Consider the following 15,482-nt stretch of genomic DNA (forward strand, 5'->3'; position numbering starts at 1 on the left):
AACCAGTAGGCAGATTATTTATCTGTTCATCAAGAAATCAGAATCCATCCTAAAAAACCATCAATCATTCATGACAGTAGCTTTCCAAATGCTATGATCACTTGAAAATTCAACATGCACAGCATACTTACCTAAACTGTATTTCGACCACGGCCTAATATAACCTATTAACATATCCTGCCTTCCACCGCCCGTTTTAATGGCCGGCCCAAACTCTCTATCAAAATCAGATTTACGCCAACTCTCTGCAGCCCGCCCCAGAATCTCACCCTTATATGCAGAATATCCCTCATGCTGACTCACAAAAACATGAATACCAATTAACACACCACCTCTAAATCCAACCTCAATACCAGACGAAAAAAATTTATAAAAATTAGTTTTAAACAGCGGATCAGAGTAATCACCGGGAGTATTTGAAAGAGTAGGTACTTCTCCTATCTGCTCAAACAAACGCAGGACCTTCTTATCAGTTTCCTCAGCCCCCAAAGCCTCAACCAAAACACCCCATCCCATCACTTGACCACCCCCAACTGACGATTGCGCTCAAAAATCGCCTCTATTGTTTCATCAATTAGCTTTGGATCATACCCTCTACTTGTCAAATTCCCTCTCAGTGCATCTGTATCCCGACAGACAGCACCACACAAATCTAATGCGTCCTGTTGAATTTGCGTAGGCGTATTCTTACCACCAAAGGTCCTCCCGGCGATATGGACGTCTCGTGGGATTTCCACAGCTGTAGCATTGTCATAAAGGGCTTTCTGTTCTAAATCGGTAAGTGGTCGACCAAGCTCAGCTTCTTTTGCAGCACGCAGAGCAGCAAAAGATGGAATATGGTCATGCTCCAAAGCGTCACCAACAACCTCTCTCGACTTTAAGTCCTTATACCCACCAACCTCCAGCTCTTGCACTGGTCCTGAAGCCTCTGAGACGCCCCCCTCTGCCGCCTTAGTGCCTGCAGCAGCCGTATCAGAAGCCTCACTAAGTAGTCCTCCAGCACGAGGCAAAGAGGCTGCAACGCCCTCCGAACTCCCGCCAAGTAATTCGGGAAGGACCTCGGGAACCAAAGCAGCCATAAGCAACGCCGATGTTATAGCGAGCTGACTAGCAGGAGTTTTAGCAGGAGACCTGTCGATCGGCATCCCCATACCATCGAACTCGGCTACAGGGTCTTGGGCTGCCACCTCATTTTCGAAACCGGCATTAGGCTGGGAGCCGCTCAGAAGAGCCAATACAGCCCTGATTTTTTTCTCTAAATGCGATTGATCGTTGTACTTCTCGGCAGCACCGCCAATCATGCTTCCGCTACTGGGATCTCCACCGGCCAGAGAGGCAGCGAGAAGACCAATAATCTGCGCTGTCGCAATCTTTTTCTGGCTTCCTTCCTGACTCAAGTCGCTCGCTGCAAACTGGTCACTGGCGTACTGAGCCAGTAGTCCGTTAGCGATCGGCGTGAGCCCGTCCGCCACCCCTCCGGCAATAGCGCCACTGGTAAAGTCCTGCCCCTTGGCAACAGAGAGAAGCCCGCCCAAGGTGGCATGCAACAACATCGTGGTCGCAGTACCTGGCTCTACGTGTAGTGCATCTGCAAGATCACCGACACCTTTGTTACCAACAGCCGCAGCCAGATCCAGCCCTTCACTGGCAAGCGCGCTGCCCAAATTGCTGCTGAAGCTGCCACCCTTGATCGCAGTGGAGATACCACTGCTGATCACCGCATGAGCACCACTGCGTGCAAGGGTGTCCGTAGCGTTGCCCCAGGTGAGCATGTCGCTGGAGTAACCGGGGTTCTGTACAGGTCCGGCGGTAATAACCTGCGAGCCACCATTCGGGGCTCCTTCAGCAGGCTTGAACCAGTTGCTGTCGGCGTAACTGATAGCACCTGCCGTCAATCCACTGATAGCCGCATTCTTGAGGCTATCGGCACTGAACGTCTCGCCCAGCGCCGCGCCCAGATTGCCTTTGTTGTTGATGACACTGACCGCACCGGTACCGGCCATGGACGTCAGTACTGCCGAGCCGATGATGTTGCCCAAACCCGCCGAGGTGGCAGCACTAGTCGCGGTAGCAGTGGTCGCCGCCGCCATGGTGCTGCCCATGCCCAACGACTCACCGGCCGACGCGACCAACGTACTGGCCGTGCCTGCCGTCAGCACCGTAACAATGATGATGATCGCCAGCATCGCCCCTGCCCCCAGGCTGGAGTTGCTGTACTTGTAGGAGTCGTGAAGCTCCTTGATCTGCCGCCAGTCGACGTCGCCGCGTTTCTCGGCGTCCTTGAGCCAGGCCAGTTGCGGGTCGGCCTGAACCATCGCGTCGATGGCCTGGCTGACGGTCTGTTCGTTGACCTGCTTCACATCGATGTGCAGGCCATCGACCGCCTTGATCACCACCTGGCCCTTGGCAGCCATTTCGGTCTGCTTGAGGGTCTCGTCGGTGCTGCCCTTGCCCTTCATGGTGTTCCAGGCAAGGTTGGTGTTGCTCTTGGCGTGGTCTTCCTTGTGCAGGTCCTTCACGCCTTCAAAGGTGATGGCGCCGCCACTTTGCAGGGTCAGGTCATTGCCACTGTCGAGCTTGGCCGCCTGGTAGTGCTGGTCGCCACTGCTGATCAGGCCAATATCGCCGCCGGCCTTGATCTGGCTGCCGACGTTGGTGACCTGGGTCACTTCGTCGTGCTGGGTCTTCTTGCTGCCCCAGGCCCCGCGCTTCTTCATGTCGTACAGCGAGTAGTCGCTGTCCTGCGCAGCCAGCAGGTCCAGCTTGCCGCCCGACACCAGATAGGCCTCATGGCCGGCATTGACCTGGCTCGACACCAGGGTCATGTCGGTACCCGAACTGAGCCGGACATTACCGCCCGCGCTGACGCTGGTCGCCACCTGGCTGACATGGTCATGCTGGGAGGTGACCTTCTTGGTCTTGCTGTAGTCGTGCTCCTCGTTCGCGGCAGAAGCCAGGGTCAGATCGCCCGCCGCCGCAAGCGACAGGTCACCCTTGGCGTCGATCTGGCTGGCGACGGCAGTCAGGTCGCGGCCGGCATTGACCGTGAGGTTGCCACCGGAGGAAACGCTGGAACGGTCCTGGGTAATGCTCTGGTCGCGGTTGCGGTCGCCACGGGTATTGCTGTCGATCTCCTCGGCCGAGGTGATGTTGACGTCGCGACCGGCCTTGAGCGTGGTGTCGGTACCACTTTTGAGGGTGCTGCCGACGTTGTCGATGTCGCGGCCCGCCGTGACGGTCAGGCTCTGCGTCGCCTCGATCGCCGCCGCGTTGTCGGCAAAGGTACGCTGCTCGGTCTTGGCGTCCGTGCCACTCTGGTGGGTGGTCAGGGTGCGTTCGTTGATCACGTCCCCCGTCACTGCGGTCACCCCGACATCGCGACCGGCGATGATGCCGCCCGCCTTGTTGGTCAGGTCGTTGCCGGCCAGGGCATCCAGGCGATTGCCCGCCTCGAGCAGACCACTGTTGACCAGATCATTACCGGCAGCGGCCGTCAGGTTGCTGCTGGCCCGCAGGGTTCCGGCGTTGGTCAGGTCCTTGCCGGCGATCAGGTTGACGTCGCTGCCCTGGACCAGGGCGCCATTGGCGGCCAACCGATTGTTGGCATTGGCCAGGTAGAGCACCGGCACCAGCACCTGCTCGCCGTTGACCGTCTCGTTTTCCATCCAGACGATATCGTGGGTCAGGGCCGCCACCTGCTCGGAAGTCAGGCTGACGCCCAACTGCAGATTCAGTTCCTGCTTGCTCTCGACGGCGTTGTTCATCAGGTACTTGAACATGCCGTCATCGGAGGTCTGGCCATCGATGAAGCGCTGCCCGGTGCGGGCCACCACCGCCTGGTCAATCAGCTTTTCTTCGTAGAACCCATCCCCCAGGCGCTTGGCACTGGTATCCGGGTCATAGCCGAGGTTGGACAGCAGGTAGTCCGAACTCATGAACTGCTTGAGGTCGGTGAGTGCCGGGTTGGTCTCGATCAGGTATTTCTGCGGATTGGTCCTGGCCGAGGTATCAGGCAAGCCGGCCACGTGCGCCAGGCTGGCAGCCTGTGCGCTGTTGTCCGTCTGCCCGCTCAGGCGGAACAAGCCGTTGCTACCCGTGGGAAGGCTGAAGCCCGGCAGGCTGACCGGATTGACCTGCTGCTGCGCCAGGTCCGGCGGCAGTTGCTGATTGACCGTGACAAAGGTGGAGAACTTGCTGGCCGAGGCCTGGGTGTCAGTGCGCGGACCGCTGCCGACGTAGGTATATCCAGGGCGTACGACGCTGCTGTCGATGCTGCCTTGAGCCGTGACATTGACCGCCCCACCGGCCTGGATCACGGCGGCATAGCTCTGGTCGCCGGCATCGATCTTGCGGGTCGTGCGGAACTGCCCCAGCTCGACCTCGGTGATAGCGATGAAGGCACTCATGGCCGCCTGCAGGCCACTCAGGTTGTTCGGGTTGTAGTCGGCGGCGCCCAGCGAGTAGTGGTCGTTGAACGAGGCGGCGCTGTCGTACCACATGCCCGCGTCGCGGGTACGTTCGGACATGAACGTGCGCGAGGTCTCGGTTTCACCGGTCTCAAGACCGCTGTTGGTCAGGTTCGAGAGTGTTGCGGTCAGCGCACCACCGGCCGCGATGGTGCTGCTCTGGTTGAGCAGGTCGCCGCCCAGCAGGGTCAGGCTGCTCCCCGCCGTGATACTCGAGGCTGCGCTGGCCTCGGTGACCTCGAACCGGTCACGCTGGACGATCTGCCAGACGTGGTTCTGCTTGCCGCTGCAATCGCCGGCGTTGTAGCCCTCGATGCACTGGACTTCGGAAATCGACGCGGTGTAGATACCCTGGTCGCTTGTGTTGAGTATCGCCCGCACGTTCCTGATCGTGCTGGCAGCCAGGCTCATGCTGCCATCGCTTTGCAACGAGCCGGAGCTGTTGACGATGCTGCTGGCGACGGCCCCCTGCCCGTCCCGATCAATCACCAGGTTGCCCAGGCTGTAGACGCTGGCGTAACTGTTGGTCAACGAATCGACCCGCAAGCCCATGTCGCCACCGCTGAAGATCAGACCGTGGTCATTGAGCAATGCGCCCGTGGTGGCGGTGAGCTTCTGGGCGCTGCCCAGGGTGCCGTAGTTGTTGATGCTGGCGGCGGTGACGGTCATGTCGGCAGCGGAAGTCAAGCGCCCGCTGTTGTTCAAAATGCCGTCGATATTGATCGTGGTACTGCCACCACCGGCCACGCTCGCCGCCGAATCCAGGTCGAGTTGTGCCGCATGCAGTCCCAAGATGCCCAGGCTGCTCAGGCGCCCCTTGCCGGCATAGCCGCCGCTCAGTACCAGACTGGCTGTCCCGTCACTGCCGATCAGGCCATCGTTGCCCCAGGTGACCCCGCTGCCGGTCAGGCTGGTAGAGGCCAAAAGCTGACCTCCGGCGGTCTGGGTCAGATGGTTGACGTTGACGGTAAGGTGGTCGGCCTGGATCGAGCTGCTGTTGGTCCAGCTGTCGGCGTTGAGCGTCAGGTCGCCATAGGTCACCAGTTGGCCACCGACGTTGCTGAGGTTGGCCATGCTGATGGCGAACAGACCGGTCCCGGCATGCAGCAGGCTGCCGCCCTGGTTCTGGAAACTGCCGGCATCGAGACCCAGATCGGTGTTGGCTGTCTCCAGTCGGCCATTGCTGTTGTCGAGCAGGCCACCGATGCTGAACACGGTCTTGCTGCTCTTGCCCAGCGCCCGCAACTGGCCGTTCTGGTTGTTCAGGCTCGCGGCATTGATCGTCAGAGTGGTCTGGCTTTCGACAATGCCACCGGTGTTGTTCAGGGCACCTTGCAGCGCAAGGTTGATCTGGTTTCCGCTGATCTGGCCGTCGTTACTGCCGCTGTTGTCGAAGTCAGTGCCGCTGACCTGCACCCGATTACTGGCATAGAGCCCGCCATTACGGTTGTCGATGTTGCCGCTGCCGGCATCGAGTACCGCGTCGCCCGCCTGGGCGGCGATACGCCCGCCATTGTTGTCGATACCGCCGAAGGCATTGAGCGCCAGGCGCTGAGCCTGGATCGTGCCGCCCTGGTTGTTGTTGCTCAGGTCATAGCCGTTCTTCAGCACGCCAACGATGTGACTTTCGAAGGCGCCCTTGACGCTGGACAGCAGGCCGCCGCGACTGTCGAGATTGGTCGCAGTGAGGGTCAGGTCACCTTCCTGGGCAATGACTTTGCCGCTCTGGTTGTCGACATCGCCCGTGACATCCAGCGTGACCGCACCTTTGCCCTGCAGTGAGCCTCGGGAGTTGCCCAAGCTGGCGGCATTGAGTTGCAGATCGGCGTTGCGGCTGGCAATCAGGCCGTCGGCACTGTTGTCCACATTGCCGCTGGCGGTGATCAGCAGGGTGTCAGCGGCACCGATGGTGCCTTGCTGGCTGTTGTCCAAACCGCCCGTGAGCAGGGTCAGCAGGCCCTGGCTGTTGATGCCGCCGTTCTGGTTGTTGATCTGCGCACTGCGCTGGACCAGCAACGGGCCCGCGCTGGACAGCTTGCCGTAGTGGTTGGTCAGGGTGCCGAGCAGGTCGAGGGTGACGCCGGCATTGCCGGTCAAGGTACCGTGGCTGTTATCCAGGTCGGTGCCGGTGAAGCTCAGGGCGTCATTGGCGCTGACGGTGCCGCCGTTGTTCAGGGCCATCGCTTGCAGGGTCAGGGTGGCCGAGCTGGTGATGGATCCGCTCTGGGTGTTGTCGAGCAGACCGGTGACGGTCAGCTTCTGGGCCTCGGCGCTGGAGAGGACGCCCTGATCGCTGTTGTCGAGACTGTCAGCCGTGACGGTCAGGGTCTTCTGGCTGACCACCGCGCCGGCATGGCTGTTGAGCAGTGCACCGCTGAGGGTGACAGCGACATCACCGTTGCGACTGGAGACCGTGCCGCTGTTGCGGTTGTCCAGGCTGGTACCGTTGACGGTCAGGCCCTGCCAGCCGGAGATCAGACCGTTCTGGTTATTCAGGGCTCCAGTGGCGGTGATGTCCAGGATGTTCTCGGCCATGACCAGGCCAGTGAGGTTATCCATTGTGCCAAGGATCAGTGTGCTACTGGACTTGCTGGAGACTTCACCACCGTTGTTGTTCAGGTGGCCGAGGGTGGCGGTCAGTTGACCGACGCTGTTGATCAGGCCGCCCTGCCCGTTCAGTACCGTGTCGGCGGTCAGGTTCAGGCTGTCGGCGCTCAGCACACGGCCCTGGTTCCGGTTATCGAGGGTGCCGGCCGTGACAACAGTCTGCCGCTGAGCGCTCAGGGTACCGCCCTGGTTATTCAGGGTCTGGGTGGTGGTGACCTTCAGGTCGCGGCTGGCGATGACGCTATTGCCAGCGTTGTTGACGTTCTGTGCGGTGACGCTGACGTAGCCTGTGGCATTGCGGCTGTTATCGGCGTTGACCCCGGCTTCGATGATGCCGTTGTTGGTCAACTGCCCGCCGCTGTTCAGGGTGATACGGTCCTTGGCAACCAGGTTGTTCTGGCTGCTCAGGTCACCCTGGGTGGTCACGTCCAGGGTAGTACCGGCGTAAACCGGGCCCTTGGCTTCCAGGCTCTGGGCCTTGACGTTGACTGCGCCGGTCGCCGCCGTGTCGACCATGCTCAGGTGACCGTTGGCGTCGAGCTGGATGTCACCACCGCTGGCAACCATCTTGCCGTCGAGCTTTACCCCGACACCGGCTTCGGTACCGACCAGTTTGATCGCACCGGCATACATGCCGCCCAGGGCCGAGGAGTCGATCGCCAGTTGCGGGGCATTGTTCGGGTTGGCGGTGCGAGCCGTTGCCTGCAACGTCTGGGCATCCACGTCATTGGCGCCCGTGATGATCGACAGCTTGTTCGCGTTGATTTGTGCGTTGAGGATCGCCGCACGGGTGATGATTTCGAACTGGTCGATGTTATTGGCGTTCAGGCCTGCTCCATCAATCGAAACGCTGCCCTGGTCGACCTGATAACCCGAAACCTGCCCATTGGTAATCACCGCCTTGCCGGTGGTCAGCGTCGCCTGCGGCGTGTTGATGAAACCGCAACCGTTACAGCTGATGCCATACGGGTTGGCGACGATCACATGGGCCGACTGCCCCGCCACTTCGGTGTAGCCGCTCAGTTGACTCGGGCTGCCACCGTTGACTTCGTTGAGGATGGTGGTAGCCGCAGCCCCCTGAAAATTCGGGTTGCCCAGAATGATCCCGCCCAACTGCGTCGACTGGGTCCGACCGGTGGCGTTGTTGAGGATGACGCCCTGGCTGCCGACGTTGTAATCGTGGAACTGGTTGTGCGACAGCCCACTGGCATTGGGTGCGGCAATGTTGACGATGGGCACGCCGTTGCCTGCCTGCCCCAGCGTCGTCCCCGGCGCGCTGACCACGATACCGTCCGCCTGTGCCCACAACGGCTGCCAGAACATGACGTTCACCAACAGGAACGCCAGCCCGCGCTTGGGCAGGCCTAGAAAGTGGTCACGGTTTTTCAGGGCTGCTGAAGGCTGGCGCACGAGGAAGGCGAACTGGCGAACGTCCATGTCAGGCATCTCGGATCAGTTGAAACGAAGAATTAGAGGAAGAAATCCAGGCGAAAGTAGATCGGCGCCTCGCGCTCAGTGATCGGCGATGGGCGCTCCAGGGAATGGGCAAAGGTCACCGTCGCGGCCACGTACTGACCACGGGCGAACAACTCCAGAGAATCGCTGGTCATACGCCCGTGCTGCTCGGCGTTGTAACGATCGTGCTGGATCACACCCTGGTCGTAACCGAGGCTGGTGCCGTACTCCGAGAGCAGTGGTTTGAGCCAGTCCAGGGCCACGGGGCGGCTCCAGCGCAGGTCGTTGCGCCAGTAACCACCGCTGTCACCGGAGAGGGTCTGGTCCTGGTAACCACGAATCGACGAGAGCCCGCCCAGACTCATGCGCTGCGCACTGAACAGCACATCTTCGCTGCGCTGGCCGGTCATCAGGCTGCTGAAACTGAAGGACTCGCCCCACAGTTGGAACGGTTGCAGGTAGCTGACCGTGCCTGTGTATTTGCGGTAACGCGCATCCGCCTGCCCCGGGCCCGGGTCATGACTGCCCTGGGCGTCGAAGGCACCGATGCCGTCTTGCATGCCCAGGTCGACGTTGACAAATGCCCCACCGATCCGGCGCCCGTGACTGATACCGAAGCCCGACTCACTCAAGCGATTGCTGCTGACCGCCAGCTTGCTGTCTTCGATGAAGTTCTGAGTACGCAGGTAAGTCAGCGTGGTGTTGAGCGAGGTCTTGCTCACCGCGTCCCGATAGACGACCCGCTCCAGTTTCAACTGATGGTTCTGGCTATCGCCACTCTGCCTGAAGGCAAATCCACTGGCCTGGGCTTGCGAGCGGTATTCGCTTTCGCTGTAGGTGTAGCTGAGGTTCCACCAGCCAAACGGCAGGTTGTAATAGAGCATCGCGTTACGCGAGTTTTTCGTCGTATCGCCGACTACGTCATGACCGGCCCGCAGGGAGAACTGGTCGGCCAGGCCCAAGGGGTTGTCCCAATCAAAGGTCGTACCCGCCTGCTGCAGACCGGTGCTGCGCTGGCCTTCGTTGCTGTAAGACAGGCCGGCACGCCAGGGTTTGCGTGGGGTGTTCTTGACCAGCACTTCGCTGCCGCCCACGTCCTTGCCCGGTGCCAGTTCCATCTGCGCCTGATTCGATGGCAAGCGGTTCAACTGGTCGACCATCTGCTCGATCTCCCGCAAGTTGAGCAGATCGCCCTCTTTGCCAGGAAAGCTCATCGCCAGCTCACGGTCGGCAAGGCCGCTGCCCTCGGCGCCCTTGAGCCCTTCGAGCCTACCCTCGACCACCAGCACTTTCAGGTTACCGCTGGACAGGTCCTGTTGCGGCAGGTAGGCGCGGCTGGTGACCAGACCTTTCTCGATATAGCGGTCAGTGATGACCTTGAGCAGTTCGTTGAGTTGCGGCACACCCAGACACTGGCCGATGTAGGGCTTGAGCAGTCGCTCGCGCTCGCTGGCGGAAAGCGAGTCTGCGCCCTGCAGATCGATGGTCTTGATCGGGAAGCAGCGGCTGTCGACCGGGGCCTGGGACGCCACCGGGGCGGCGGTTTTACCAGGCAGATCCTTGAGTTCTTCAAGACGGCGGCGCTGTTCTTCGAGGAGGCGATCCTGGCGATCACGAATCAGGTCGGTGTCGCCAGGCGTGGGAGCCGCGTGGGCGCTGAAGGAGAAACTGGTGACGATAACGGTCAGTGCAACAACAGTACTCGCCCTGAGAAATGAGGTATCCATACGCGCCCTATCGAACTGGCTCTGTGCCATCAATCGGCGGCGATACTAGGGCGGCATTTCTATGGCGTCAATTTGTCAAAGATGAAACTATTTCAAAACATTTCACGTGACATTTTCATCGACCAATGGGCTATCCAACGCCGCTGGCGGCCTGACCTCCACCTGATTGGTGATGCCAAACGGAACGTGTACCGAAGGCGCTACCGCGCTCGCCGATTTCAGATGACCGGATTGGTCATCGAAGAAGATATGGGGTTTCAACACACCCAAAACCCGCCCCTTCTCGATGCCACCGAGGAAAAACGCATCGTTGGCCATCACCCCCCAACTCTTCAAGGTATTCATGGCACGCTCATGGGACGGCGCATTGCGTGCCGTGACGATCGATACACGAATTCGGTTTTCATAGTCGGGATTGCGCTGCTTGTGCGCCTCCTCCACGGACTGAAGTTTCGAGATCCGTACCATGAACTCTTTCAGCGGCCCGGGGTTATGGGGCTGCATGACATTCCTGACTTCGTAGGCATGAAACTCCGTCAACCCGGAGGACTGCATGACCGCTTCCGACTCATCCCCCGCCAGTACGCCGTCAAAGTCGAAGGCGATACGAAGCGTCTGATCGGCTTCGTCATCGTCGAACGTGGAGTCCAGCATTTGCCCCGCCGGGTGACCGGCCTTGATGGCGGACTCGACATCGGACTTGTCACCTGACAGGAACAAGGCGATGTTCAAGGCCGGGATGTATTCGTAGGGAGCCTTGCCCTGCATGAAGATGGCGCGCGTCATGGGCAAGCCATAATGCTCGATCGTCTTCATTACCCGCAGACCGGTGTCGGGATCGTTCTTGGACAGCAGGACCACTTCAACCAGCGGATCGCCAGGATCGGGACTGAGGTCATTCAGGGACAACAGGCGTTTGATGAACGGGTAGGCGATGCCCTTGGGCAGAGGGTTGTTCAGGTTCGACTCCTGGAACCTGCGATATTTTTCCTCGCCTTCGCTCTTGAAGATCGCATCTGATTCGCTCAGATCGAAAACGGCGCTGGAAGCGACGCCGATCACCAGGCGACTGTCCAATTCGTAAGGCATTCAACTCTCGCTTATCAATGTCCGCATCGGGGCACTGTAGCACTTTACCGGGTGCTCATCCTGACAGCGCCGGTACGTTGAAGGGTATGCGGATGAACAGAGAGCGAACAGGTCGGAGCAGGCGTCAGACGGGCGTTGTGAGGGGGAGAATTCTGCACATCGCAGAAAGCAAAAAGGGCCAACCTCTCGGTTGACCCTTCCAGACCGCCCAGCAGAGCGGATTTTGTCTGGTAGGCGCGATTGGACTCGAACCAACGACCCCCACCATGTCAAGGTGGTGCTCTAACCAACTGAGCTACGTGCCTGCTGTGGGGCGCATTCTACGGATTTTCTGCCGCGAGGCAACCTGTTTTTTCGCTAAGCCCATGAATAGGCTTGGAAAAATCCTCAATAAAACAGCGGCATTGATTGCCCCGTCACACGCCGCAGGTGCTGACGCGCCAGACACCACGTGGGCTATCACTGAGAAGCTGAACGCTGGCAGGCATTGATCGGCGGTATCCGTCCGCGCCAGGGCTGAGACCGCTCCAACTGCGCGGCGAGTGCGAACAAGGTGCTTTCTTCACCAAAACGACCAGCAAAGTGCGCGCCCATCGGCAAGCCGGCAGCACTCCAGTACAACGGTACCGACATCGCCGGTTGCCCACTGGCGTTGAACACTGTCGTGAACGGCGAGTAACTGTGGAACCGCTCGATCAGCTCATCCAGACTCATACGATCGTCTTGCAGATCCAGCTCACCGATCACCGCCGGCTCACGGGCCAGGGTCGGAGTGAGTATCAGGTCGTAATCCTGCATGAACACTGCCATTTGACGACCCAAGGCATGAATCCACTCCACCGCGCCCGCATACTGCGCACCGCTGACATTACCCTTGTTGCGCAAGATGATCCGGGTACGGGCTTCCAGTTCCTCAGGCTGAACCACACTGCCACGCATCTGGCCCAGCACGTCGACATAGTGACGAGTACTGGCGCCGATGATGGTGAAGACCTGATCGAGAAACGTCGGCAGCGCCACCGGCAACGTGACAGGTTCAATGTGATGCCCCAGGGACTCGCACAACCTGGCGGCCTGTCGCACGGCCTCGACACTTTCGCGCGAGGTCGGCCAGGGCCCGAGCTGCTCGACCAGGGCAATCCGCAGCGGCCGTGGATCAGCCTGCAGGGCTGAAACATAGGGCTGAGACTGCAGGGGCGCGGCATACGGTGCGCCCAGATCGATCCCAGCCGTCGCATCCAACAGCGCCGCACTGTCACGTACCGACAGCGTGATTGCATGGGGGGTCCCCATACCGGCCCATCCCTCCCCGACCATGGGCCCGGAAGGAAGCAGACCGCGACTGGGCTTGAAGCCGAACACCCCACAGCAGGACGCCGGAACGCGCAAGGAACCGCCACCGTCGTTGCCATGGGCGAACGGTACGACACGGGCCGCAACCAGGGCGGCCGCGCCACCACTGGAACCGCCCGCGCTGTGGGCGATGTTCCAGGGATTGTGCGTGGCACCAAAGCGGTTGGACTCGGTGGAGAAAGACGTACCGAACTCGGGTGATGTGCTGCTGCCGAGAATCAGGCAACCGGCCCGGCGATAACGGCTCACGATCTCTGCGTCAAAGTCTGCCCGACACTCACCCAACGCCCGCGAACCATTGGTCATCGCCGCGCCATTGATCGGAGAAAACAGATCCTTCATCAAGGTCGGCACACCGGCAAAAACCCCGCCACCGCGCGGCAGCGCCGCAGCCGTCTGCCGCGCCGAATCGTAGAGCCGCTCGGACACGGCATTGAGCTGCGGCTCGACCCGCTCGATACGATCAATCACCGCCTCAAGCAACTCGCCAGGCTGCACGTCACCCCGCCTGACCCACTCGGCCAATCCCATGCCGTCTTCAATGTCCAGCAGGTCCTGGATGTTCATGTTCATTTCCTCTTTGTTATGAATGACTTGATCCGAAAGCACGGGTGGCCGCCTTGTGTCGCGCTTGCAAACCTGCCAGCGCCCAAACCAGGGCCGAGGCAAAACTGGCGAATGCCAGCCACAGAATGGAATGGCGTAGGTCACCGGCCCTGGTACTGAGCACGGCCACCACCAGCGGGCTGACAAATTGGCCGAAATACAGGCAGGCCGTGAATCCTCCCAGCCCGCGCCCTCGGGTCCTGGCACTCAGGGCATTCATCACCGGAGCCATGGTGTTGGGCACCAGCATCCCGGCGCCCAGGCCATGAATCAGTACGGCGAGCAATACGGCGTTGTAGGTTTGGCTGCGGATCAGCAGCCATAACCCAAGCCCCAGCAGCACCAGCAACAGCGCATTGCAACCGGCGATTCCGAGACGTCGACGCAGTACTGGCCAAGCCAACGATCCCCCCAGGGTTGCCAGCAACCCCAAGCCTGCCGACAACCCGATCATCGTGCTCGACGTCACCCCGAGACTGACCAGCAAAATCGGTGTCTGGATCGGCACGATAAAGCTCAGGACCATACCGCCAAGGATCAGCAGATAACCGAGCACCAGAGGCAGAACCGCCACCCTGCCCTGTTCCGGCGCTTCGACCGTCGGCCGGCTGGTGGCAGGCTCCCACAACACCTTCATCATCAGCGGCACCAGCAGCAACGGCATCAGGTACAGCAGGAACGGCAAGCGCCAGGAGTGTTCGCCCAACGCCCCGCCCACCACAAAGAACAGCGAGCCCACTAGGCCGATCGTCACCACCTGTCGATTGATGTAGCGCAGCCGATCCTCACCGTACCAATAGTCGGCAATCAATGTGGCGCAACAGGTCATCACTGCCGCTTCGGTACAGCCGAACAACAAACGTACGCCGACGATCGCCGGCAAGTTATCGAGCAGTGCCGGCAAGGCCCCGAGCACGGCATACAAGAAGGTAGCGATCACCAGCAACGCCTTGCGTCCCAGTCGGTCGGCCAGCCACCCGGCCAAGGGCGCACACAGTGCAATTGCCAGCGCAGGCCCGGTAATCGCCAATGGCACCAGCAGGTCGGCATGAGGCTCCTGCGGACCAAACTCAGCGCCCAACTTGGGCAGGATTGGCGCAACCATGACCGCGCCCATGATGGTCAGGCTGCTGCCCAGCATCAGTACCAGCCCTTCACGGCGCCCGGTGGCTTGACGTGGCGATGCGTAATCAATCGGTGATGGATTCATGGCCTGCCCCTTAGAAACTTTGAGAGATACGCAGCGCCACGGTGTAACCCTCGGCACGGTTGCGGGCATCGGTTTCCTTGTAGGCATGCAGCCAGATCGGTGGCAGGCCCGGCTTGAAGTAACTCACCGCCGGCCCGATGGCCAGGACCCGGGCCCGATTGCCCGATTGCAGCCCCGGCGCATCGTCATCGGTGAACTGACGGTAGTAGTACCCGCCCAGCCCCACAGTCCACGGTCCCACATGCTGGCCCACGGCAAACTCATGGCGGTACTCCACACCGTTCTTGTAGTCGGTTGCCGGGTTGCGGGTATTGACGTCGACTTCAAAGCTTGAGGAAACCTCGAAGCCGCTGTCGGTCAGGTAGGTGGCGTTGACGATGGGCGAAAAGGTCCAGTGATTGAGCCCCGGAGAGACCAGACGATTCTTGTCGTAGTCACCGGTGGGCGCCTGGATCTGCATCTGCGTGTTGATAAACAGATTGGGCGAGACACTCCATTGCAGGATCAACGGCAAGAATTGCACGTCGGCCAAGCGAAACGGATCAGCTTCCAGCGTCAGCGGACCAGCCGGTGTCGGCACCTTGACGGAGGCGTCCATCTTGAAAAATGGCACCACTACGCCAAAACCGTATTTGGCGCCCAATACGGTGTGATCCGTCATGCGCATATACGCGCCAGCAATCGACAAGACATCCAGCGACAGATCGTTGTCGATTGAACGCCCGTGGCGGTCTTTCTGCACATTGGTCGAGTAAAATGCCGTTCGCAGCCCCAACGTCCCGAAAGGCGTTGCAGGCGGCATCATCCCCGCGCCGAAATCATAGACGCCGACGGCCGTAGTCGGCGAACCGTTCTCGGTGCCATGCACACTGGCGCAACAACCGAGCAGCCCCAGCGTGAACAGCGTCATGCGTGCGGCACTTGCATTTTTTTTATAAGTCATCGGATGTCCCTCCCATCAAGTGGTGT

At 60.3% G+C, this 15,482-nt stretch carries 7 protein-coding genes and 1 tRNA gene; all 8 read right to left on the bottom strand.

Translation table 11 applies throughout. The annotated features are described in order from the left end of the window. Positions 1–60: 60 nt before the first annotated feature. Positions 61–516: a hypothetical protein gene (locus BLU37_RS25040; protein WP_090209964.1), complete on the bottom strand. Its 456-nt coding sequence runs from the start codon at positions 514–516 to the stop codon at positions 61–63. Next, positions 516–8,510 (bottom strand): two-partner secretion domain-containing protein, encoded by a 7,995-nt coding sequence (locus BLU37_RS25045; protein WP_232000401.1) that lies wholly within the window; start codon positions 8,508–8,510, stop codon positions 516–518. The genes BLU37_RS25040 and BLU37_RS25045 overlap by 1 nt, the downstream gene beginning before the upstream one ends. A 32-nt stretch (positions 8,511–8,542) precedes the next feature. Further along, positions 8,543–10,255: a ShlB/FhaC/HecB family hemolysin secretion/activation protein gene (locus tag BLU37_RS25050; RefSeq protein ID WP_090211006.1), complete on the bottom strand. Its 1,713-nt coding sequence runs from the start codon at positions 10,253–10,255 to the stop codon at positions 8,543–8,545. Between the two features lie 102 nt (positions 10,256–10,357). After that, on the bottom strand, positions 10,358–11,344 hold the full coding sequence (locus tag BLU37_RS25055; protein WP_090209966.1) for a 5'-nucleotidase: 987 nt from the start codon (positions 11,342–11,344) through the stop codon (positions 10,358–10,360). Between the two features lie 228 nt (positions 11,345–11,572). Further along, a tRNA-Val gene (locus tag BLU37_RS25060) sits at positions 11,573–11,649 on the bottom strand. A gap of 154 nt (positions 11,650–11,803) precedes the next feature. Then, positions 11,804–13,264 carry an amidase gene (locus tag BLU37_RS25065; protein WP_090209968.1) on the bottom strand — a complete coding sequence of 487 codons (1,461 nt, stop codon included), beginning with the start codon at positions 13,262–13,264 and terminating at the stop codon, positions 11,804–11,806. Positions 13,265–13,280: 16 nt separating this feature from the next. Next, entirely contained in the window at positions 13,281–14,513 is a 1,233-nt protein-coding gene (locus tag BLU37_RS25070; RefSeq protein ID WP_090209970.1) for an MFS transporter, read from the bottom strand. A 10-nt stretch (positions 14,514–14,523) separates the two neighbouring features. Beyond that, positions 14,524–15,456, bottom strand: a complete 933-nt coding sequence (locus tag BLU37_RS25075) for a SphA family protein (RefSeq protein ID WP_029379416.1) — start codon at positions 15,454–15,456, stop codon at positions 14,524–14,526. Positions 15,457–15,482: the final 26 nt, after the last annotated feature.

Source organism: Pseudomonas asplenii (assembly GCF_900105475.1).
Taxonomy (GTDB): domain Bacteria; phylum Pseudomonadota; class Gammaproteobacteria; order Pseudomonadales; family Pseudomonadaceae; genus Aquipseudomonas; species Aquipseudomonas asplenii.

What these genes read in the sequence shown, in the direction of transcription:
- BLU37_RS25040 (WP_090209964.1), bottom strand. Translation starts at nt 516, where the DNA reads ATGGGATGGGGTGTTTTGGTTGAGGCTTTGGGGGCTGAGGAAACTGAT.
- BLU37_RS25045 (WP_232000401.1), bottom strand. Translation starts at nt 8,510, where the DNA reads ATGGACGTTCGCCAGTTCGCCTTCCTCGTGCGCCAGCCTTCAGCAGCC.
- BLU37_RS25050 (WP_090211006.1), bottom strand. Translation starts at nt 10,255, where the DNA reads ATGGATACCTCATTTCTCAGGGCGAGTACTGTTGTTGCACTGACCGTT.
- BLU37_RS25055 (WP_090209966.1), bottom strand. Translation starts at nt 11,344, where the DNA reads ATGCCTTACGAATTGGACAGTCGCCTGGTGATCGGCGTCGCTTCCAGC.
- BLU37_RS25065 (WP_090209968.1), bottom strand. Translation starts at nt 13,264, where the DNA reads ATGAACATCCAGGACCTGCTGGACATTGAAGACGGCATGGGATTGGCC.
- BLU37_RS25070 (WP_090209970.1), bottom strand. Translation starts at nt 14,513, where the DNA reads ATGAATCCATCACCGATTGATTACGCATCGCCACGTCAAGCCACCGGG.
- BLU37_RS25075 (WP_029379416.1), bottom strand. Translation starts at nt 15,456, where the DNA reads ATGACTTATAAAAAAAATGCAAGTGCCGCACGCATGACGCTGTTCACG.